This window comes from Lentzea waywayandensis (genome assembly GCF_900115955.1).
Lineage (GTDB): Bacteria > Actinomycetota > Actinomycetes > Mycobacteriales > Pseudonocardiaceae > Lentzea > Lentzea waywayandensis.
Map to the genome: position 1 here is coordinate 1 of NZ_FOYL01000031.1, position 20,035 is coordinate 20,035.

A 20,035-nucleotide genomic window follows, 5' to 3' on the forward strand; every position below is an offset into this window, starting at 1 on the left:
CGACACCATCCGGGTGTCGCTGTCCGCCCCGCCGGTCGAGGAGATCAAGGTCGGTCACCAGATCCTGCAGTCGCTCAACCTGCGGCCGCGCAAGCTGGAGATCGTCTCCTGCCCGTCCTGCGGTCGCGCGCAGGTGGACGTGTACACGCTCGCCGAGCAGGTCACGGCCGGTCTGGAGGGCATGGAGGTGCCGCTGCGCGTCGCCGTCATGGGCTGCGTCGTGAACGGCCCCGGCGAGGCCCGCGAGGCCGACCTGGGCGTCGCTTCCGGCAACGGCAAGGGCCAGATCTTCGTCAAGGGCAAGGTCATCAAGACCGTGCCCGAGCACGCGATCGTGGAGACCCTCACCGAGGAGGCCATGCGCCTCGCCGATCGACAGGGTGACGAGGCTGCCGGGGCCGTCAGCGGTTCCAGTCCTCAAGACGTACCGGTCTGTGACGTTTGGACGCTCGATGGCAGTACGGGACACAGCTGACCCGCTGCATGTGTGTTGCAGGGCACAGGTTTCCGCGTTGGCGGGCAAGCCGAGGGGCCCTTGCTTGTTAGTCGTCTGCCAGCAACGAGACGATCCATATCAACTCTACGAGCGGTTTGAGCATGATCACAGCCAGGTGCGTTCGGTCATGTGTCCCCAATGGACAGGTGAAAACGGCTGTGCAGGCACATGGAAGTGGAGGATTCACCAATGTACCGAACGAGAGTCGCGGCGGTACTGGCCGTCGTTACCGCAGCTTCGTTGCTCGTCGCACCGCACGTGCAGGCGGCACCAGCTCAGCAGATCCAGTGGCAGAAGTGCTTCGACACTTCACCGCCTGGGTTCCCGGCTGGCGGCGAACGGTTGGAGTGCGGCTCGTTCACCGCGCCGATGGACTGGAACAACCCCCGCAACGGCAAGACCATCACCATCGCGGTCAGCCGGCTCACCCCGCTCAACAGCACAGCGAAGACCACCATCTTCACCAACCCCGGCGGTCCGGGAATCCCGGGTCTCATCATCCCGCTCCTCTACCTCGACCGGCCGAAGCTCAGCGGGAACGCTGAGATCATCGGCATCGACGTGCGCGGCACGGGGGCGAGCACCAACGTCGCGTGCGGCATCGACAACCCGGAACGGGCCACCGATCCGCGTGACCGCAGCAAGGCGAACCTCGATCTGATCTACGGCGGCATGGACCTGTTCGCCAAGTCCTGCCAGACCAAGTCGGGTGAGCTCGGCCGGTACGTCACGACAGACCAGACCGTGAAGGATTTCGACCTGCTGCGCCAAATCCTGGGCAAGCGGAAGGTCAGCTTGCTCATGTACTCCGGTGGCACCTGGATGGGCGCCCACTACGCCACCTACTTCCCCAAGACGCTCGACAAGATCGTGCTCGACTCCAACGTCGAGTTCACCAGGCCGTGGCAGAACGCGTTCGACGACTGGGGTATGGGCTTCGAGCGCCGGTTCCGCCTCGACTTCCTGCCGTGGGTGGCCAAGTACGACGATATCTACCACCTCGGCAAGACCGCCGAAGAGGTGCGCCAGTCGTACGAACGCACCCGTGCCAAGCTCAACGAGCAGCCCGTGCAACGCCCCGAGGCGCTCTACGACGGGGTCGAGCTCGACTTCATGTTGCGCGGCACGCTCTACCAGAAGGCCGCGTTCGTCCAGGGCGCGCAGATCTTCGCGGGCCTGGCCGGCACCGCGCCCGGGCCGATCGAGGTGCAGCCTCCCATCGTGGTCGCGCAGGCCGCGACGACGTACTCGATCCTGTGCAACGACACGCCGTTCTCGGGCGACCGCAAGTTCCTCGAGCGCGAGGCCGCGGTCAACGGCGCGAAATGGCCGCTCGTCGGCTACTACCAGCTCATGGGCCCCTGCGCGTTCTGGGACCGGCCGAACGTCGAGCTCAAGCAGCCCACCGGGATCGGCGTGCCCACGACGTTGATGGTGCAGTCGGTTCACGACCCCTCGACGACGTACGAGGGCGCGCAGCGGGCGCACGAGAATTTCAAGAACTCGGTGATGCTCACGGTCAACGACGAGGGCGACCACGGCATCTACGGATTCGGGAACAAGTGCGTGGCCGACATCGTCGAGAGCTACTTCATCGACGGTGTCACTCCCACCAAGGACCTGACGTGCCCAGGGGTTCCGCTTCCCACTCCGGCTGACGCCGGGCAGAAGTCGCTCTCGACCGCACGCCAGCTCGCTACCCAGCTCGGTTGGTAGACAAGGGGAGCCGGTGCACAGCAAGAAGGTTGCGGCGGCCTTGGCCGTCGCAACCGATCCTCGCTGTTCGTGGCTTCCGCAGGCTCAGGCAAGGGCGAGCGACCGCCGCCGGGGTTCCCCCTCGGCTCGGAACGGTTGCAGTCTGCGGCCGCGCAAGCTGGAGATCGTCTCCAGCCCGTTCTGCGGTCGCGCTCAGCCAGGGACACAGCTGACCCGCTGCAAGTGTGTTGCAGGGCGCAGGTTTCCGCGTTGGCGGGCAGGCCGAGTGGCCCTTGCTTGTTAGTCGTCTGCCAGCAACGAGACGATCCATCCAACCGTACGAGCGGTTTGAGCATGGTCACGGCCAGGTGCGTTCGGTCATGTGTCCTCAATGGACAGGGGTGAAGTCGGCATGCGTACGAGTGAAAGCGAAGTGTCGCGGAAGGTTCTGCTCGCCGCTCCCCGCGGGTTCTGCGCCGGTGTGGATCGCGCGATTCGCACCGTCGAAGCAGCGTTGGAGACCTACGGCGCGCCTGTCTACGTCCGCAAACAGATTGTGCACAACTCGCATGTTGTAGCCGATCTGGCAGCTAGAGGCGTGATCTTCGTCAATGAGGTCGACGAAGTCCCGGAAGGCTCGGTGCTGGTGTACTCCGCGCACGGGGTCGCCCCTGCCGTGCGGACGGAGTCGGCCGATCGTGAGCTGCGCACGATCGACGCGACCTGTCCGCTGGTGACCAAGGTGCACCAGGAAGTGTTGCGGTACGCCGATTCTGGCTATGAGGTGCTGCTCGTCGGGCACCAAGGTCATGAGGAGGTTGACGGGACCCTCGGCGAGGCGCCGGATCGGGTGCGGCTGGTCGATACCCAGGAGGATGTCGCCGGGATCGAGGTCATGGACCAGGAAAAGGTCGTGTGGTTGTCGCAGACGACCTTGAGCGTCGACGAGGTCATGCACCGCGTCGACGGCCTTCGGTCCAGGTTTCCCCTGCTGGAGGATCCGCCGAGCAGTGACATCTGTTACGCGTCGTTGAACCGGCAGACGGCGGTGGAGCGGATCGCGCCGGAATGCGACCTGGTCCTCGTTGTCGGGTCGACCAACTCGTCCAACTCACAGCGGCTGGTCGAGGTCGCGCTGCGGGCGGGTGCACACGCAGCGCACCTCGTCGACGGAGTGGCGGATGTCGAGGAGCAGTGGTTCGAGGGCGTCGAGACCGTGGGGCTCACGAGCGGGGCCTCCACGCCCGAGCAGTTGATCCGGCAGATGCTCGACTACCTCGCTGAGCGTGGCTGGCCGGAGCCGGACGAGATCGTCACCGCCGAAGAAGGCCAGGTGTTCGCGTTGCCGAGGAACCTGAACATCATCTGACGAGCGACGCCGCGGCTCTGCCGGATCTCGCGCTGAAAACACTCTATTGAAAGGGCGACATTTGTGTCGTTCACCGAAATTCGTGAGGTGCCAGAGAACGAGGGCTGGGCCGTTGAGTTCAAGTGGATGGCTGTCGAGGCGCGCGGCACATACCCAGGGCCGCAGCGTCCAGCCTGTCGGCTGCGACGAGCATGACTTCACGGGTGAGTTCCCCCGAGCTTGGCATCCTCCCGGACTTGCCAGACTCGATGCGGCTGATCGAGGGACACCACTTCGGGTGGTGGGACGAGAACGGGTGTCGGCACCGGATACCAAACAGGGAAGGCGATTCGTCTCGTGCTCACGCTGCTGTCGACGTTGGCGGTTGGAGGGGCTGCCGTCGTTGAATCGGTGCACAACTTCTCCCTGCCGCACGACGACGTGATGGACTGCGATCCTGTGCGGCACCACCCACCGACAGCGTGGACGGCGCTCGATACATCGGACTCGGTGCTCGCCGGCGACGCGTTGCTCTCGTTCACTTCCCGCTGCATCCTGTTGCGCGATTTGGGCATGCAGCTAGGCCACGCGTGCCAGCTCGTAGATGACCTGCTGAGCCCCGGCGCGATCCCACAGACAGCCGGCAAAGCCACTTGCACAGACCTGACCAACCGCAAGAAAGTCACGGCCCGTGGTGGCGGCACTGGCACTTGGCGTCGGAGCGAGCCAGCAGTTGGCCGCGCTGGAGGTCGCGTGTGGCACATCGTCGAGCGGACGAGGAGGTTGAGGCAGCTATGCACGTCTCGTCGCCGCGGACCGCAATGTCGAGGCCTCGCGCCAGCTGTGGCAGATCACTCGGCTCATCACCACAGTCGGACCACTGAGGAGGAAGCAAGGCCATGGACATCACCCAGGTCGTGTCACTGTGGTGCCCTATCGCGTCTGCAATCCACCCGAACTGGCAGGTGTGGGAGCGGAACACGATGCAGTGGATCAACGAGTTCCACCTGGAAAGCGAGCAGCAGGATTCGGGCAGATTGCCCAGCATCGCCGCCGGCGAGCTTGCGGCTCGCACCGCTCTGAACCCGGCTGACGAATGCGGCGGACAACTCTCGGCGGACAGCTTGATGTGGCTTTTCGCGTTCGATGATGCCTACTGCGACGAGGGGCGCTACAGCCACAGTCCGGCCGCTATGGCAATGCTGGTGGCCGAGATGGTCAGGGTCGCGGAAACCGGTCATACATCGTCGAGGAGTCCGCTCGCCCGTGCGCTGGTCGATCTGCGGCACAGGCTCGATCGGCTCGCCACGCCGGAGCAGGCCGCCCGCTGGACACATGCGATGCGTGGCTACCTCACCTACCAGGTGTGGGAGGCCGCATACCGAAGTGGCAGCAGCATGCCGACGCTGGACGAATACGCGGTGGCGCGGATCCGGAACGGCAGTATGGAAGTCTGCGCGATGGTGCTCGACATAGCCGAAGGTTACGTCGTCCCCGGCGACGAACTCGAACGTGCGGACGTGCGAGCCCTCACCGAGATGGCCTGCTCGATCGTCGGCTGGGACAACGACATCGCCTCCTACTACAAGGAACACGAACGCAGCGGTGACAAACTCAACCTCGTCGACGTGATGGCAAACGAGCTCGGAGTTACCCCGGACGAGTCTCTCCCGGATGTCGTCGCATTTCGCGACGCCACGCTCGACCTGTTCCTGCGTCTGCAGCGCCAGGTGGCTCCGGAAGTGTCGGCCGAAACCCGGAGATACGTCAACGGCCTTGCCTCGTGGATCAGGGGCAACCTCGACTGGAGTCTCAACACCGCGCGGTACCGCAGACCGGACCGGGCGTCCATCACGGTGACCGAAGTGCGCGAACGCGAGATGCTGCCGATCGGCCCACCCAGCGGGGTGGCCTGGTGGTGGCACCAGCTCGCGCCTGCCCCGATGAACGCCTGACTCAAGGCGTGAACGTGATCAAGCGAGTGCTGCTCGTGAGGACTTTACGCCGGTGCGGAACGGGCCGTTCAGACTGTGGGGCGCGTGCTCGAAACGTACGCCGCACCGGTCTACGTGCAGAAGGAGATCGTGCACAACACCCACGCCGTCCAGGGGCTGAGTGCGAAGGGGGATCTTCTTGAGAGAGGCCGGAAGGCGCCATGACCTTGTTCTGCGCGTACGGGTCTCGCTTGTGGTGCGCGATGTGGCCAACTTCCGCGGTTTGCGCACTGCCGTAAAGGTATAGGCAGCGCGGGAACGTTTCGCGGCGTTCGGTCTCGGTGTGGTAGGCCCGTGTCGTCTCGCGTCGGTGAGACCGTCGTGCCAGAGCCTTGAGCGGTAGCACGAGCCGCTGCCGGTGACGACCCACTCAACGGTGATTCAGTTGGCGTGGAAGAAGATGTGTGCTCGCCGCCAGAACGTGACAGCGGTCTCCTTCGTCTCGTCGGCCAGGATTTCGGCGCAGGCCAGGCAGGGTCGCTGCGTGCGGGGCTGTTGCCCAGCTTCTTGACGTCGACGTGCACGAGTTCGCCGGGTGTGGAGCGTTTGTAGTGGCGTACGGGCTGGCCGGTGACGTGGTCAACGTGGCTGAGTCGGGCCAGGCCGTAGCGGGGTCAGGACTCGGTGAACGGTCGAGGGCACCAGCCCCAGCAGATATGCGATCCGCCGTTCCGTGCGCGTCGGGGTCCGTTGCGGGCTCGACAACGGGCGTGAGGGGCGGTCGGCCATACACCCCGGCACAGAAGTTCGCGGTAGCGGCCGCCTATCGCTGCACGCTACTGACCGACACTTAGAACCGCTCAGCGGCGCCGGCGTGGCCATTCGTCCTCGACGACACACCAGGCCAGACGTAGCCGGCCCAGTTCGGTCAGCGGTGCGTCTCATGAGTATTCCAGGGCCTTCTGGTTAGCCGGTGCAGATGTCGCAATCCACACTGAACCCGGAGGCCCCCTCATCCCAAGATCACCCGACCACGAGTGCGACCGCTCGCAACCTCTCAAGGCTGTGCAGCTAACCGAGATCGCGCTCCAACGGAAGCTTGAGCGGCCTATCTCGTGGACAGAGCAGCGGACATCGACGAACGGTGGCCGGCGGTGTATGCGCGGTTGGACTCACCAGCGGTGCATCAGTTCCGGAGTTACTCGTCACCGACGTGGTCGATCACCTTACCTGCCACGGCTGGCCGATGCCGGAAGATCGTCGTGGCTGAGGAGGAGCAGGTTTCGCGCCGCGTCACCGCAGAGACGAAACACCGGCACCTGTTGTGCCGCAACGTGACCAACGTAGCGGAGCTGATCGGGAACAGTCAGGCCGAGGGCCTGCCGTCGGAGGACCGGCCGCACGATCTGCTAACGCGCTACAGCGCTGATCTGGCGCGGGACAGCATGCTCGCAGCGTCCACATGACGCCGTGGTTCGCCGACAACGACTCTGGTGCGGCGGCGGAACCCATCGGCGACGCGGTGCACCCAGGACAAGGGGAGAAGATCGCCGCGATGTTTGGCGGGCGTGTTGGGGAAACCGAGATCGTCGAGTAACCGCACGAGTGTGGAAAGCCCGGGCTAGGCGTCGCGGGCGCGCCCGTGCTGGCGGGAATCGCCGTCAAGCTGTGCCCGACGTGTCGTTTGTGCCCGCGTTGGGATTTGCAGCAATGCTGTGGTTCGCAGGGAAGGGTTTGAGGACGATCCGGGCACGTTGCGCAGCGGATCCCTGCTCCGATCACGGTTGCGGGCGCCGTTTGGGTTTGAATGCGGTTGACAGGCGAAAGTTGATGCGCACCACCGCAATCACGGTGCAGCGGCATGAGGCCGAATCGCTCACGGACGAAGCTGCTCGCCGGCGCGCCCGAGGGTGTCTCGGAGCGCGGCAACGGTGTACGTCTCGGCCGCGCCGATCAGACGGACGCCGCTCGAACCGCGGCTTGGCATTCGCCACCGTCATGAGCGCCTGGACCCCAGGCTGATCGGTGGAGTGGCCGTCGTGAACGAGGAGAAGCGATGAGATTCAGGGCGATCGTCAGCGGGCTCGCTCTAATCTTCGCCACGGCTGCCTGTGATCAGGTGTCCATGAGCGGCGAGGACACGCTGAGGAACCAGACCGTCGACGTCATCGGCTCCTGGGAAGGTCTCGAGGAGACGCGCTTCGAGAAGGTGCTCGACGCGTACACCGCCAAGACCGGTGTCAAGGTGCGGTACACCGGGGCGGGTGCCGACCTGCCGGCTCTCGTGCAGACGCGAATCGCGGGTGGTGTCCCGCCAGGTGTCGCGTTGGTTCCGCAGCCAGGGCTAGCGGCTCAGCTCGCGAAGTCCGGTGCGATCAAGCCGGTGAGCGCCGCAGTCGAACAGACAGTGGCACGGAACTACGCGCCGGTGTGGCGAAAGCTGGGCAGCGTCGGCGGTACGCTTTACGGCGTCTATTTCAAGGTCTCTCACAAGTCCACCGTTTGGTACAGCCGCCGCGCCTTCGAGGTGGTTTCGCCCGCGATAGAGCCACCCCGCACGTGGCAACACCTGCTGTCAGTCTCTCAGGCGCTTGTGGCCAAGGGTAAACCTGCTCTGTCTATCGCCGGCGCAGACGCTTGGACGCTCACCGACTGGTTCGAGAACGTCTATCTGCGCGTCGCGGGGTCCGAGAACTACGACAAGCTGGCCAACCATGAGATTCCGTGGACTGATCCGACGGTACGGACCGCTCTTGAAGAACTGGCGGAGCTCTTCGGTGTCCAGGGAGTTGTCGAGGGCGGCACCGCGAGCGCGCTGAGAACCGATTTTGCGACGTCAGTCGCGAACGTCTTCGGTGATCCGGCCAAAGCCGCGATGGTGTTCGAAGGTGATTTCGTCGCAGGTGTCATCGACTCGACCACCAATGCCTTCGTCGGCGGGGACGCTGCCCTCTTCCCATTCCCCTCTATAAACGGCGGTGCCCCCGCTGTTGTCGCGGGCGGCGACATGGCCGTGCAGTTCAAGGACGACAAGGCGACCAACGAGCTCATGAATTTCCTCGCGTCGCCCGAGTCAGGTGCGGTCTGGGCTGGGGAAGGTGGCTTCGTGTCGGCCAACAAGAACATCAAGGCCAACGCTTACGCGGACGACATCACCCGCGAGCTGGTGAGGCAGATCATCGACATCGGTGACGGCATCCGGTTCGATCTCTCCGATTTCGCGCCTCCCGCGTTCGGGGGCACCAAGGGAGCGGGCATGTTGAAGCACATGCAGGACTTCCTCGCGGATCCCACGAAGATCGAGAACATCGTGCAGCGCCTGGAATTCGACGCTGTCAGAGCATACGCGCGTTGACGCCAGGTTGCGCGGCCTGACTGGAGGAGCCAATTCGATGGCTCCTCCAGTCAGGCGCCTCGATCGGCGCTGGGCAAGAGGCCCAGACCTGAACCGACCACGGCGGCACTCCAAAGACATCGCTGCCAGGCCGTAATGCTCAAACGGCTGGAACAAATGCAACTCCGTATCGCCGTCATCGAGCATTGGCGAGCCCGAGACATGCTGTCGCCTACCCCTTGCCCGCAGGAGTACTGACGCCGCCGCTACGTATCGTGCAACGTGATTTACGAGAGCCATCGGCAGAGCATCTGTTACCTCGGCCACCTTGACGCTGCCGTGGGTGAACCTGCAAACGAACCGCCCGGTCCGGGAGCTGCCCAGTCGCACTGAGCAAACTGCACGAATCATCCCCAAACACCGTCGATTCTGGAAAACCGGGAAGCCACCATCTAATCTCATCTCGATCACAGAACGATTGTCGCCGCACGTCCGGAGAAGTCTTGTCAAGACGCGAAAGAATGCCCACAGCTTCGCCGTCGGCACGGTCCGTCACCCTCGCGGCGGCCGGCCACGGCGCTTCCGGGAATCGATCTTCACCAGCGCCGGAACACAGCGCGGATGAACACCTGACCACGAGGATCACATCCGACCAGCCAGGACTCGGGCAACGACTGGCTGATGACGTGGAGTGCTCGCGGTTCGATCGGCGCATCACCGCGTGGCTGACCGGCGATGTCGACGCCCCAACGACCGACGACCTGATCCTGGCCGGGGTACCCGGTGAAGAACTAGGCGCTTCTTCGGCTCATCGGGCGGAAGCTCAGCGAGGAGTGCTACGGCATCGGGCCGGAGAAGGGAGACGCGGAAGGACGAAGGCGTATCAACGAGGCGATCGAGCACATGATCACTTCTGGTCAGTGGCTCGCCTCAAGCAGAACTTCCCAGACGGGGACTTCCAGCCGAGTCCGCCGCCCCCGTCCAGCCGACAGGGCTGAAGCCGCAGTGAGGAGTACTTCCTTGTCCGAGCACATCACTCGAACACCGCGGCGAAGGATTCCGCTGACGGTCCTGTGCGCCTGCGCCGCGGTCATTCTGGCGGGCACAGGCCTCGGCGTCCTCGTGTTCACGCCGCACACCGACGCGAGCTCGCCGAACCTGGTGCCGGCGAACCAGGGTATGGACGTGCCCAGCCTCGTTCCGACCGTCTCAACGACGGAACCCGTCGCCACGGTGACAGAATCCGTTGCAACGGTGACAGAAGCCGTCAAGCCGTCGTCAATCCCGAGCGTAGGGTCCCAGCGCGGCAACGCTTCCTCCGCACTGACGAGCCGGACGACGACTGCGGATCCGACTCCAAGCCCCTCCTCCTACACCTCTGTGCCGGAACCGACGAGCACGACCACCGCTCCTTCCTCCAGTTCGAGCGTCCCGCAGAGCAGCCTCGTTCCCGCGACAAATCAACGCTCTGACAGCTGTGTGCACGAAATGTGCTAACAGATTTCGGCTGACGCCTGCTGTCACCGTACTTGGCGCTTCTACGCCTTGATCAACCACGAGGTGGCTCGGTACACCATCGCAACGACGGGAAGGCCAAGCCACCTGCGTCACATCTCGACCTGCAAGTTCTGACGGTCGCGCGGTCCTCGGACATCACGATGCGACCGTCGCCGTCGGCCCGCTGCGGCGCGGTTGTCGTAGAAATGGAGCTCCTAGTTGCCCGGCCGCCTCTGTCGGTCTCGACCGTCCTGCCCGCCTTACCCGCGTTTCCGTCGAGTCCGCCAGCACGCAGTCACCAGCACCAAGACACTGGACAACGCGAGCGCGGCACATCCGCGCAGTCTGTCTGATCATCCGGGGTGATCGGACAGACCCGGAGTCCCAGCCTCTAACCCAGGTGCGCAAAGGCACGATTTCCTGCCCCGATGTGCAGATGCCAGGTCACGAAATTACCGGCCTGTTTGAATCGGCTGCGGTAATGCCTCGCGGTAACACATGGAGATCCAGGATGTCCTACGGTTTAGGTGTCGACCTCGGCACCACCTACACCGCGGCTGCGGTGTCGGACGCCTCGAGCACCCGCGCCGTTCAGCTCGGCCGCGATGTCACGGTGCCTTCGGTCGCCTTCGTCACCGAAGGAGGCGAGGTGATCACCGGCGACGCTGCAGAGAGCCAGGCAATCCTTTTCCCGCAACGTGTTTCCCGTTCGCACAAGCGGCGTCTCGCCGATCCGGCCCCGTTGTCCATCGGCGGGAGGGTGTGGTCGCCCGCGGCGCTGATGGCCGCGCAACTGCGGGATGTCGTGGCACTGGTAACGGCCATGAAGGGCCAGGCGCCGGGGTTCGTGGTGCTGACCTGTCCGGCAGTGTGGGGCCCGTACCGGCGTGAACACTTCGCTGAGGTGCCGAGGCTCGCGGGGCTGAAGAACGTCAGAATCATCACCGAACCCGAGGCCGCAGCCATGCACTACTCCGTCGAGCGCAGGCTCGGCGACGGTGAGACCATCGGTGTGTACGACCTCGGCGGCGGAACGTTCGATGCCACCGTGCTGCGGGCGCGGCCGGGCGGCATGCAGATCCTCGGAACGCCGGAGGGCGTGGAACGCCTGGGCGGTATCGACTTCGACGACTCGTTGCTCGCATTCCTGGACAGCAGGCTGGGCGGGGAGATCACCGCGCTCGACGTGCGCGACCGCAACCAGGCGCGGATGATGCACGAGGCACGCGATGCATGCCGCCAGGCCAAGGAGAGGCTGTCCGCCGAGGTAAAGGTCTCGCTACACCTCGACCTGCCCTGCGGCAGGCGCGAGATGACGGTGACTCGTACAGAATTCTACGAGGTCATCGGGCCGCAACTCGCGCTCACGACCGAGGCTCTCACGCGCACGATCGGTTCTGCGGGCTTGCGTCCGGAAGACCTGGCGAGCGTACTGCTCGTCGGCGGGTCGTCTCAGATTCCGCTGGTGGCGCAGACTGTGTCGGCCGTGTACGGCAAGCCGATGCGTGTTGGACTGCACCCGAAGCTCACCGTCGCGCTCGGCGCCGCGGCTATCGCACGTGCCGAGGCGATGCGCGTGAGGCCCGTGTCGCCCCCGCTTTCCGCGCCACCACCCAGGCTTCAGCACACCGGCCTGCTGGCGAACAAGAACCTGAAACGCAAGCCACTGCGGCGATTCGGCAAACGAACCCTGGTGGCCGGCGCCGTGGCAGCCGCCGTCGTACTCGCAGCAGGCGTGCTCATCGCGACAATGCCAGGCGGTCGGCCCGCACAACCTGGTGGGATGGCGACCGCGGGCAAGACGACTTCTGGCAACACCAGCGCACCGGATCGACCCACCTCGGACGGACCCGCACCGACCCGCACCGAATCGGACGGACCCGCACCGACCCGCACCGAATCGGACCGACCCGCACCGACCCGCACCGCACCGGACTTCGTCCGCGACGGCCAGGACGTGGATCCGTTCCACAGCACGATCGGCTCAGAAGCGAATTGGTCGGGTACACAGATCGCCTCCGACGGCAGCGCCGCGCACCCGGCGATCACGGTGCGGGCCGCAGACCTGAACGGCAAAGGCGACGGCAGGCGCGTGACGTGGACCGGCACCGCCGCTGCCCAGTTCTACCTGCAGAACCCTGCAGGGCGTCTGGACGCGAGACCGTTCCTGGGCTCGGGCACGCTCGCCTTCGCCGTGGTCGTCGCCCGGCCGCCCACGGCACAGGTGTCGCTCGCGACACACTGCCACTACCCGTGCCAGGCACCACTCAACGCCACCGAACTGTTCAAGAACCTCCCCGTCGGTGAGCAGAGGACAGTGAGAATTCCCCTGTCGTGCTTCGCCGCCAAGGGCCTCGATCCGTCCAACGTGGACGTTCCGTTCCTCGTGCACACCACCGGTGCGTTCCAGGCGACTTTCGGCCAGATCCGCTGGGAGGCCGACGGGACGGCGAAGGGTGTCCCGGTTACAGCCTGCACCAGTTTGAGCTGATGTCCCCAACTCGCCATCGGCCAAAGCCCGACCAGATGCTGGATAGGTCACCGCCTTCGCGATCACCGCAAACCTCAAGCGGACGCGCGGCAGCGGTGGCCTCGTGCGTCAACGGACAGCGGTCGTGGTCCACCAGAAGTGGTTCCGAGCGCCGCACCCCGGCTGGAGGCTCGAACGCAGGAGTTCTGACCATTGTGGACGGTCCGTACGTCGAACTTCGCCTGACGTCACCAGTCGAGGACTCCCGCTTCGGCTTGCCCAGCGCAATGCGCTCACGCCTCCGCATCACCGATGCCACAGGACGTGTCCCAGGTAGCCGCCCGTTCACCGCTGGGCGCGATCGCGCTGGACACCTGCGGAATCCTTGTTCGACCGCGGGGTAGTTCCGCCCTGGTAGCGGCCTCGGCAGCCCACCCCGCTGAGGCCGGCCGAGGTCAACGATTTCCCGGTGGCATGACACCGAGCAACTTCGCTGGCGCCGACCTGGTCCTCGTGTGGACGTGCACGGCGGCACCTTCTCGTATGAGGAGCCCCGCTGCGCAGGGCCGTCGAAGGCTTAACAAACGCCTAAGAGGCGATAACATCTTTCTTGAATCGGCAATTTCCTGCATCCTTCATGGAATTATCCGCTATATTGGAAGTCGGCCTCCTGTGAGTGAGTTGCGCACCGCTTGAAGAAGGAAAGGATCACGTCCCCAGGTGCATCCTGGCGGGAACGTGATCCTTTTGTCTGTTCGGGGCATGCGCAGGCAATTAGGGCAACGAACATGGCCTGGCGGCACCTGTTGCGCCGTGGCCTCTGGACTGCCAGTCAAAACCAAATACAATTTTTGGCTGTGGACATTTCATCAACGACGAGCGATACTGCGTTGGCTAAAATCGCCAACCACTACCGACAGGCGTTTGGGTGGGTCACTGAGGTTCACAACACCGTACTTCAGATTCGACTGAGCGCAGGACTGGCCGCGTTCCTCGTGCGACCCAAAGACCTCGTGAAGGTCTCCCAGTACATCGAAAGCGCGGGCGACCCGTTCGTAGCACTACGATTGCCCGCGCGAGGCCAACCAGTGGCGGTACTGGTGGACGCACGAGACCACGTCACTCACCTTGCGCCGATACCCACCGGTCTCACCGCACTACCGCTGAACTCGGCACTGGCAATCCCCCCTTCGCAACTGACGGAGGGTCGTGTCCAGTGGCTGAGCCGCCCGGATGAAGCCCGCCGCTGGCTTCCCAACGCTGCCACCCTCCTGGCCGCGGTCCACGCACTGCGCCACACCACTCCACTCGGCCGCACGCGACGCGTAGAACCCCGAGACCGCGTGTTGATGGAGCGCGAGGAATACGCTTGATCCGGCTCGCCGCCGGCGGCAGGAGCCGTGCACGGTCCACATTCCCGCTGTGTCGAGAGCTGGTGGGCTTCCGGGTAGAAAGCCGGGGAAGGGCTCGACCGCGGTAACGCGCTTTCAGCTGCAGCGGGAGAGCACGATACTGGTACCGCCCGAATTAGACTCCGGCCGCGAGCAGTTCGCCGCGATCACGACGTCTCGTTGGGCGGGTTGTCGCAGAGCCGGCTCTGCAGGGAGGAGATCAACTCCGTCATCGCATCACCTGCTTCCCGCTCAGCGACAGGATCGCCGAGCACGCCGTGGATTGGGCGAACGCCGTGGACGCCTCGCGTCAGAGCTTGGCGAACCCTGCGGTTGATCGGCAAGCCGGACGAGGCCCAGGAACACGGTCGCTGCCTCGTTCCAGTGCAGGTCCTCCAGGCGCATCTTGCCGCTGATGCGCCGTCGTTGCGCAGCTTGATCTCGCGTGCGATGAGCCGCTCACGGAAGCGGGGCTCGAAGTCGGCGATGAATTCCGCTTCACGGTAGACGTCGGAGAACTTCCACGCGACTGCAGTGTCGTGACCGTACTCCTGAACAGCATGTGGCGAAGTTGCCGAGCCTGCCAGGTGATCGGATCATGGCAGCCTGCGAAACAGAGACAGCGGAGGCCGCAGAAATCGACCGCGTCACAGCGGCAGTGGCCAGCCTGCAGGTTTCCATTCCCCGCCGTTGCCTAACGCGGTACATCACGACCTGCTGTGCGGCAGCAACCTACATTACAATTTTTTGACGGCGTGAGGCGTCGTATGCTTGTTCATCGAGGTAGCTGCCGTGCTTGTGATGAGTGGTCTTTACGCCGGTGTGCACGTAGGGCTCGATGTCGGCATCAGCCAGCCGGAGGCAGAAGGACAAGTCTTCGGAGAACGTGCCGAATTCGGTAGAGATCGGGTCGAACCAGACGGGGCCATGACGGTCGAGAACTGTCAGCAACGCGTTCCGGTGGATCAGCAGACACGCGGCGCCTGTTGCGGCCACCTGGACCACCCGGTCGCGAGGGTAGTCGAGAACGACCTGGAAGCCGTGACGGTGGTGGGCGTACAACGTCGGCTGGATGTCGTAGCGTTGAGCGTGGAACGGACCGTGTTCGCTGTGCTTGAGTCCAAAGCACAGCGCGCCCATCACCGGACGACACACAGGATCCGCCATGTCGACCAGTCTGTCGACGGTGTCGGGCGCGAAACCCATGTCGGAGTCGACCATCCACAACCATTCGGTCTCGGCTGCGAGGAACTGCCGGCAGATCAGGTTGCGCCCGGCCGGGATGTCACCTGACCCCGCGACGACCCGCAGCTCCGCGCCGACGATGCGCCCGGCACCTGACATGTCGGCCAGCAAAAGGTCTCGGTAGCTCAAGCCGAAGCAGGCCGACCACGTACCGGGATCGAGGTAGCCGACCGTCACCGACCCCGGTACGACGCGGGTAGCCGTGAGCATCTGGGTGAAGGGGCGCGCCGACTTCGCTATGGGGGACCGGTCGGCGCCCACACCAGGACCATGCAAGGTGCGAGGCATGGCAGAACCTCCGAGAACGACGTCATTCGGCGATGTTGGTCTTGATGACACAGCATCCGAAGGCGTCGTCGTTGACGCTGGCGGGCGGGATGCTCGAAAGAACGGATCCTTCTGAACAACTAACACCAAGCCGCGCCCGCTGGAAACCAACGGAGCCTTAACTTATGCCCAAGTGCCCACGATCACACCAGACTGACCCTTATTGCCCACGCATTGTTAACGTCAGGAAACAAGTAGATTTCGAAGGTTGACCTCTGTTGTGACGCAGATAACTGTTGCCATCCGTAAACGCGACTCCCAAGGGGTTCGAGTCCGTTCGCGGCGAATGGTTTGCCAAGTCCGTGTCATCGGCTCCTATCACGTCTGAAAGTAGCCACTAGCTCTCGCGGTGATCGTAGAAGTGGATCCAGCCAGGAGTGCTGCTCGGCGCACGGTTCCTGACGGGCAGAAGCGTGCACAGGCTCAGCCGTCGGTCAGGGTGCGACGGAAGCGTTTGCGTGACCTCTTGCGCACCGGCTTCTTGGGTGGCTCTCGTCGCCGTCGCGCACCGAACTTCCGGGAGCACGGCAAACTGTTTCGCCAGCATGTAAGTCGAACTTGTCTGCGGTAGGCGACGTTCCGCTGAGAAAGCCGCAGGCTCGTCGGTTGCTTCCTCGGCGTTGGCCGGGAAGTCGCTTTCGGCGCTGATCGGTGCGGTGGCGGATGCCCTGGGAGTAGGACGCCGGGCAGACTCGGGCCCGTCAGAAGGTAGCAATTCGGCAGGGTTTCAGCAGCCTCGCTCATGCCACGTCATAGCGGGAATCACGGTCTACCGCGGCCGGCTTGCCTGCTGCTCCTCAACGAGGCTCCGCCTCGTCGCCCCGCCCCGTTGCGCCGCTACCGCGGAGAAGGCTGCTTCTACCGTCGCTGTCGTGGTTACGCGCGATTGTGGATGCCGCTCCGTCCAGGTCGCCTTGAGGTGCCTGTTCGACACGGGTCTCGGCAGCAGTTTCGCGGGCGCGGAACCCCGCGAACACTGAACCTCATCACGGGTGTGGCGACCAGCGGTTTACCCGACCTGACGTTGATCTTTACCGTCACCCGCGCTGGGCCTCAGCACGGCATCGAAGCAGGGGATGTGCACAGCTCCTGACGTCAGGTCTGAAGCGATCGCCTCGCAGTGGACTCCACTTTGGTCCGATTGACCTTCCTGAAACCCTTGTGCCTTCGCGCGGTGGACAAGGGCATTAAAGGCTCTCTTAATGTTTTCCTGAGATACCTTTGAGGGTAAGCCTGCTGTGGGCACAAAATCATGCCTCGTCGTGCAGATCCCGCAGTGGTCTGTGTGTCATCTTGGCCGTCTGCTGCCAAAATTGTTCGAATCAGGATCAAAGCCATGCTCGCCGACTGCTTGGGAGAACTCCGTGTCCGTTATTGATCATTCTGTTGATGTCCGAGCAGTCGGTGATCGACAACGAGAGATCCTCGGGCGCGCGGTTTCGGTTCTGGTCGATGCAGGCGCTACCGCCGATACCCTGTACATGTACGGAGACCTCGTTCAAGCAGAACTGGCCACGGCGTTGAGCGAGCTCACTCGCACCCCTGTTTCTGACTCCGGACACTGTGTGCTCAAAGGAATCCTGTCGGATTTCGTTGGCGACCCCGGGCCGACGCCGAAGTCGTGGGATTCTGTCGGCCCGGACCACACCCGCCGTCTGGACCTCGCATTCGCGCTGGTCGCGAGCACGGCTGGGCGCATTTTCGGTTGGAAGTCCCAGCAGGACGGCAGGCTTGTTCACAACATCGTCCCCAGCAAGCAGTTCGCCGACAAGCAGGTGGGTGCGAGCAGCACTGTGAGGTTGGAATGGCACACGGAGGACTCATACCACCCAGAGCGACCTGAGCTCCTTCTGCTCGCTTGTGTGCGAAACCCGGACGAGGTTGGAACCGATGTGTCCAGCATCCGGCAGGCCGACCTGTCGAAGGACGACGTCGAGTTGCTCAGCACGGTGCCGGTGCTCCTCTACCCGGACGACAGCTACGCCGGCAGTTGGGGTGCGGATGGAGAGGACGCGGCGCGGATGCTGACCCTGTGGGAGTCCGCGGATGGCTTGTGCATGCGTTACGACCCCCCGTACACCAAGCTTCTCGATGACCAGCCGGAACTGCGTGCCGCTTGGGAACGGCTAGGTGAAGCGCTGGACCGGTGCGCCACCACGGTATTCGCGGCACCCGGCGACGTCGTCATCGTGAACAACGACATCGCCGCGCACGCCCGCCGACCGTTCAAGGCCAGGTATGACGGCACGGACCGCTGGCTGAAGCGCATCCTCGCCCGTGGCACGTCGCAACGCCCGGACACCGAGCGCGACGAGCCTGGTTACGGCCAGGTCCAGATCGGCCCGTACCCGTCGCTGCGCGTCGGGACGTGAACATGGGTGCTGCGATCTCTGAGCGGGGGAAGATCGGCCCACCGGCCGATCGCACGACGCTCGGCACGAAGCTGGACCTGATTCCGCTGCTTGCTCTCGTCGGCGTCACCGTCGTCTGGGGCGGAACGTTCGTCGTCGTGAAAGACGTGACGCAACAGGCGTCGCCCATGGATTTCCTGGCGGTTCGATTCCTGATCGCCACCGCGGTGCTGCTGGCACTCCGGCCCCGCTGGCCGGTGAACCCGAGCCGGACGATGTGGGGTCGCGGGGTTCTGCTCGGATTGATGCTGTGTGGTGCATACATCGCGCAGACCTACGGGCAACAACACACGTCGGCCTCGATTTCCGGGTTCATCACGGGCCTGGCGGTGGTCTTCACGCCGGTGCTCGGCGGCATGATCCTCAGAAAGCGGATCGGTCTGGCCTGCTGGAGCTCGGTCGCGGTCGCGACAACGGGTCTGGCCGTCATGTCGCTCAAGAGTTTCACCATTGGTTTCGGCGAAAGCCTCACCTTGCTGTGCGCGATCTTCCTGGCAATGCACATCACTGCTCTAGGCGAATGGTCCGGGACGGGAGACGCGTACGTGCTCACGGTGGTCCAGCTCGGCGTCGTCGGCTCGGTCTGCCTCGCACTGGGGGCGATGGATGGGATCGTTCTCCCGGCGACCTGGAGCTTCTGGGCTCCCGTCGTCGGCTTGGCGGTTCTCGCGACAGCAGCCGCGTATCTGGTTCAGACCTGGGCTCAGGCGCGGTTGCCCGCGTCCGCTGTCGCGGTCGTCCTGACTCTGGAACCGGTGTTCGCAGGGGTGTTCGGAGTAGTGGTGGACGGCGACGAGATGACGCTCCGCATCGTCATCGGCGCGCTTCTGGTGCTGGGAGCCATGTTCTTGGCGGAACTTCGTCCGAAGTCACCTGCCCGGAGCCGCAAGACGAGTGAGTCCTAGCCTCGATTTCGGATCCGCGGTCCCTTTCCAGGCTCAGGTGGCGTGCTGATGGACCGGCACAACCCTGGAGGCCACGCTGATCACCCGCGCGACATCGCCGACCGAGTCGACTTTGACCATCACCTCGTCCAGGATGCGGGCCCAGGTTTCGCCCTTGGTCCACAACCGCAGCCGTTCATGCGCGGTCTTCCACGGGCCGTACCGTTCGGGCGGGTCGCGCCACGGGGCGCCGGTCCACAGGATCGCTTTGATCACCTGCCGGTGATCCAGCCACGCCTCCCATCACTCGACACCAGAAGCAGCAATAGCGCGGTCGCCGCTCACGCCCACCCGACGGGCTGATGTTCCTGGTGTCTGGTGGTCTCGTTTGGCGGATGTACGAGGATCGAACGACCGGGTGCGCCGGCGGTGGACCCCTTCGAAAGGCGACCTGGATCGTGGGCTCGTCCTCATCGCGCTCCCGACAGGGGCGAAAGCCTTAGCGTCTCTGAAGTTCGCGGGTGATGTGCCGAACCAGGCCGAGCTAGTGGCGTGGCCCAGAACGTTGCCGGGCGAATTCGCGGTCAGACGGGTGCATCGTCGTACGAGGTGCCCTGCTGAGCGTGAATTACCCAGTCAACGTTCTGGGTCGCGCCACTAGTAGTGTGTCGCTGCTTAGTTTTGATGCATGTGGCTGGGAGGCTGTTGTCATGGCCTCCCAGTTGAAACGGCCGGTCACGTTGTCGGCGCGGGATCGTGAAGAACTGCTCCGGCTGACCACCACGGGCGTGCACTCGGCGTCGGCGATCCGGCGGGCGCGGGTGCTGCTCGCGCTGGATACCTCGGTGGGTGAGCCTGATCCGAAGGAAGTGATCGCGGCCCGGCTCGGGGTCTCGGGTGAGATGCTGCGGCTGGTCGCCAGGCGGTTTGCCGAGACCGGCGGCGACATTCAGGCCACGATCGGCCGTAAGAAGCGTGCTCTTCCGCCGGTGCCGTCCCCGGT

12 protein-coding genes and 4 pseudogenes are annotated in these 20,035 nt (G+C 64.4%); 13 read left to right on the forward strand and 3 right to left on the reverse strand.

Translation table 11 applies throughout. From position 1 onward, the window contains the following. From BM417_RS46460 to BM417_RS50445, 6 genes and pseudogenes are all read left to right on the forward strand, one after another. A partial coding sequence (locus BM417_RS46460; RefSeq protein WP_245822901.1) for a flavodoxin-dependent (E)-4-hydroxy-3-methylbut-2-enyl-diphosphate synthase occupies window positions 1-475 on the forward strand: 475 nt, incomplete at its 5' end. A 210-nt stretch (window positions 476-685) separates the two neighbouring features. Then, the gene (locus BM417_RS46465; protein WP_093606524.1) at window positions 686-2,212 is read left to right on the forward strand and encodes an alpha/beta hydrolase; all 1,527 of its coding nucleotides are present in this window, start codon (window positions 686-688) and stop codon (window positions 2,210-2,212) included. Window positions 2,213-2,603: 391 nt separating this feature from the next. Beyond that, window positions 2,604-3,560: a 4-hydroxy-3-methylbut-2-enyl diphosphate reductase gene (locus tag BM417_RS46470; protein WP_245822903.1), complete on the forward strand. Its 957-nt coding sequence runs from the start codon at window positions 2,604-2,606 to the stop codon at window positions 3,558-3,560. A 327-nt stretch (window positions 3,561-3,887) separates the two neighbouring features. Further along, window positions 3,888-4,079: pseudogene (locus BM417_RS49755) on the forward strand (polyprenyl synthetase family protein); the annotation flags it as partial. Window positions 4,080-4,438: 359 nt separating this feature from the next. Then, window positions 4,439-5,494: a terpene synthase family protein gene (locus BM417_RS46480; protein ID WP_245822904.1), complete on the forward strand. Its 1,056-nt coding sequence runs from the start codon at window positions 4,439-4,441 to the stop codon at window positions 5,492-5,494. A gap of 60 nt (window positions 5,495-5,554) precedes the next feature. After that, window positions 5,555-5,698, forward strand: a pseudogene (locus BM417_RS50445) (hypothetical protein); the annotation flags it as partial. A 320-nt stretch (window positions 5,699-6,018) separates the two neighbouring features. Here BM417_RS50445 and BM417_RS49760 read toward each other — a convergent pair. Continuing rightward, window positions 6,019-6,405: pseudogene (locus BM417_RS49760) on the reverse strand (IS481 family transposase); the annotation flags it as partial. A 330-nt stretch (window positions 6,406-6,735) separates the two neighbouring features. Here BM417_RS49760 and BM417_RS46485 point away from each other — a divergent pair. From BM417_RS46485 to BM417_RS46500, 4 genes are all read left to right on the forward strand, one after another. Beyond that, window positions 6,736-6,939, forward strand: a complete 204-nt coding sequence (locus BM417_RS46485) for a hypothetical protein (protein ID WP_093606527.1) — start codon at window positions 6,736-6,738, stop codon at window positions 6,937-6,939. After that, on the forward strand, window positions 6,936-7,070 hold the full coding sequence (locus tag BM417_RS50065; RefSeq protein ID WP_281251422.1) for a hypothetical protein: 135 nt from the start codon (window positions 6,936-6,938) through the stop codon (window positions 7,068-7,070). Before BM417_RS46485 ends, BM417_RS50065 begins: the two co-directional genes overlap by 4 nt. Window positions 7,071-7,529: 459 nt before the next feature. Next, window positions 7,530-8,828, forward strand: a complete 1,299-nt coding sequence (locus BM417_RS46490; protein ID WP_093606528.1) for an ABC transporter substrate-binding protein — start codon at window positions 7,530-7,532, stop codon at window positions 8,826-8,828. Between the two features lie 1,876 nt (window positions 8,829-10,704). Beyond that, on the forward strand, window positions 10,705-12,795 hold the full coding sequence (locus BM417_RS46500) for an Hsp70 family protein (RefSeq protein WP_143139132.1): 2,091 nt from the start codon (window positions 10,705-10,707) through the stop codon (window positions 12,793-12,795). Window positions 12,796-14,897: 2,102 nt separating this feature from the next. Here BM417_RS46500 and BM417_RS46505 read toward each other — a convergent pair. Then, on the reverse strand, window positions 14,898-15,671 hold the full coding sequence (locus BM417_RS46505; RefSeq protein WP_093606531.1) for a glycosyltransferase family 2 protein: 774 nt from the start codon (window positions 15,669-15,671) through the stop codon (window positions 14,898-14,900). 1,430 nt (window positions 15,672-17,101) lie between these two features. Between BM417_RS46505 and BM417_RS46510 the strand changes: the two genes are divergently transcribed. Next, entirely contained in the window at window positions 17,102-18,109 is a 1,008-nt protein-coding gene (locus BM417_RS46510; RefSeq protein ID WP_143139133.1) for a TauD/TfdA family dioxygenase, read from the forward strand. A gap of 2 nt (window positions 18,110-18,111) precedes the next feature. Further along, entirely contained in the window at window positions 18,112-19,053 is a 942-nt protein-coding gene (locus tag BM417_RS46515) for a DMT family transporter (RefSeq protein WP_093606533.1), read from the forward strand. A gap of 33 nt (window positions 19,054-19,086) precedes the next feature. Here the strand turns inward: BM417_RS46515 and BM417_RS50450 are convergent, their stop codons facing one another. Then, window positions 19,087-19,323 carry a transposase gene (locus tag BM417_RS50450; RefSeq protein WP_093606534.1) on the reverse strand — a complete coding sequence of 79 codons (237 nt, stop codon included), beginning with the start codon at window positions 19,321-19,323 and terminating at the stop codon, window positions 19,087-19,089. Window positions 19,324-19,742: 419 nt separating this feature from the next. Here BM417_RS50450 and BM417_RS46525 point away from each other — a divergent pair. After that, window positions 19,743-20,035, forward strand: a pseudogene (locus tag BM417_RS46525) (helix-turn-helix domain-containing protein); the annotation flags it as partial.

What these genes read in the sequence shown, in the direction of transcription:
- BM417_RS46465 (WP_093606524.1), top strand. Translation starts at nt 686, where the DNA reads ATGTACCGAACGAGAGTCGCGGCGGTACTGGCCGTCGTTACCGCAGCT.
- BM417_RS46480 (WP_245822904.1), top strand. Translation starts at nt 4,439, where the DNA reads ATGGACATCACCCAGGTCGTGTCACTGTGGTGCCCTATCGCGTCTGCA.
- BM417_RS50065 (WP_281251422.1), top strand. Translation starts at nt 6,936, where the DNA reads ATGACGCCGTGGTTCGCCGACAACGACTCTGGTGCGGCGGCGGAACCC.
- BM417_RS46490 (WP_093606528.1), top strand. Translation starts at nt 7,530, where the DNA reads ATGAGATTCAGGGCGATCGTCAGCGGGCTCGCTCTAATCTTCGCCACG.
- BM417_RS46470 (WP_245822903.1), top strand. Translation starts at nt 2,604, where the DNA reads ATGCGTACGAGTGAAAGCGAAGTGTCGCGGAAGGTTCTGCTCGCCGCT.
- BM417_RS46515 (WP_093606533.1), top strand. Translation starts at nt 18,112, where the DNA reads ATGGGTGCTGCGATCTCTGAGCGGGGGAAGATCGGCCCACCGGCCGAT.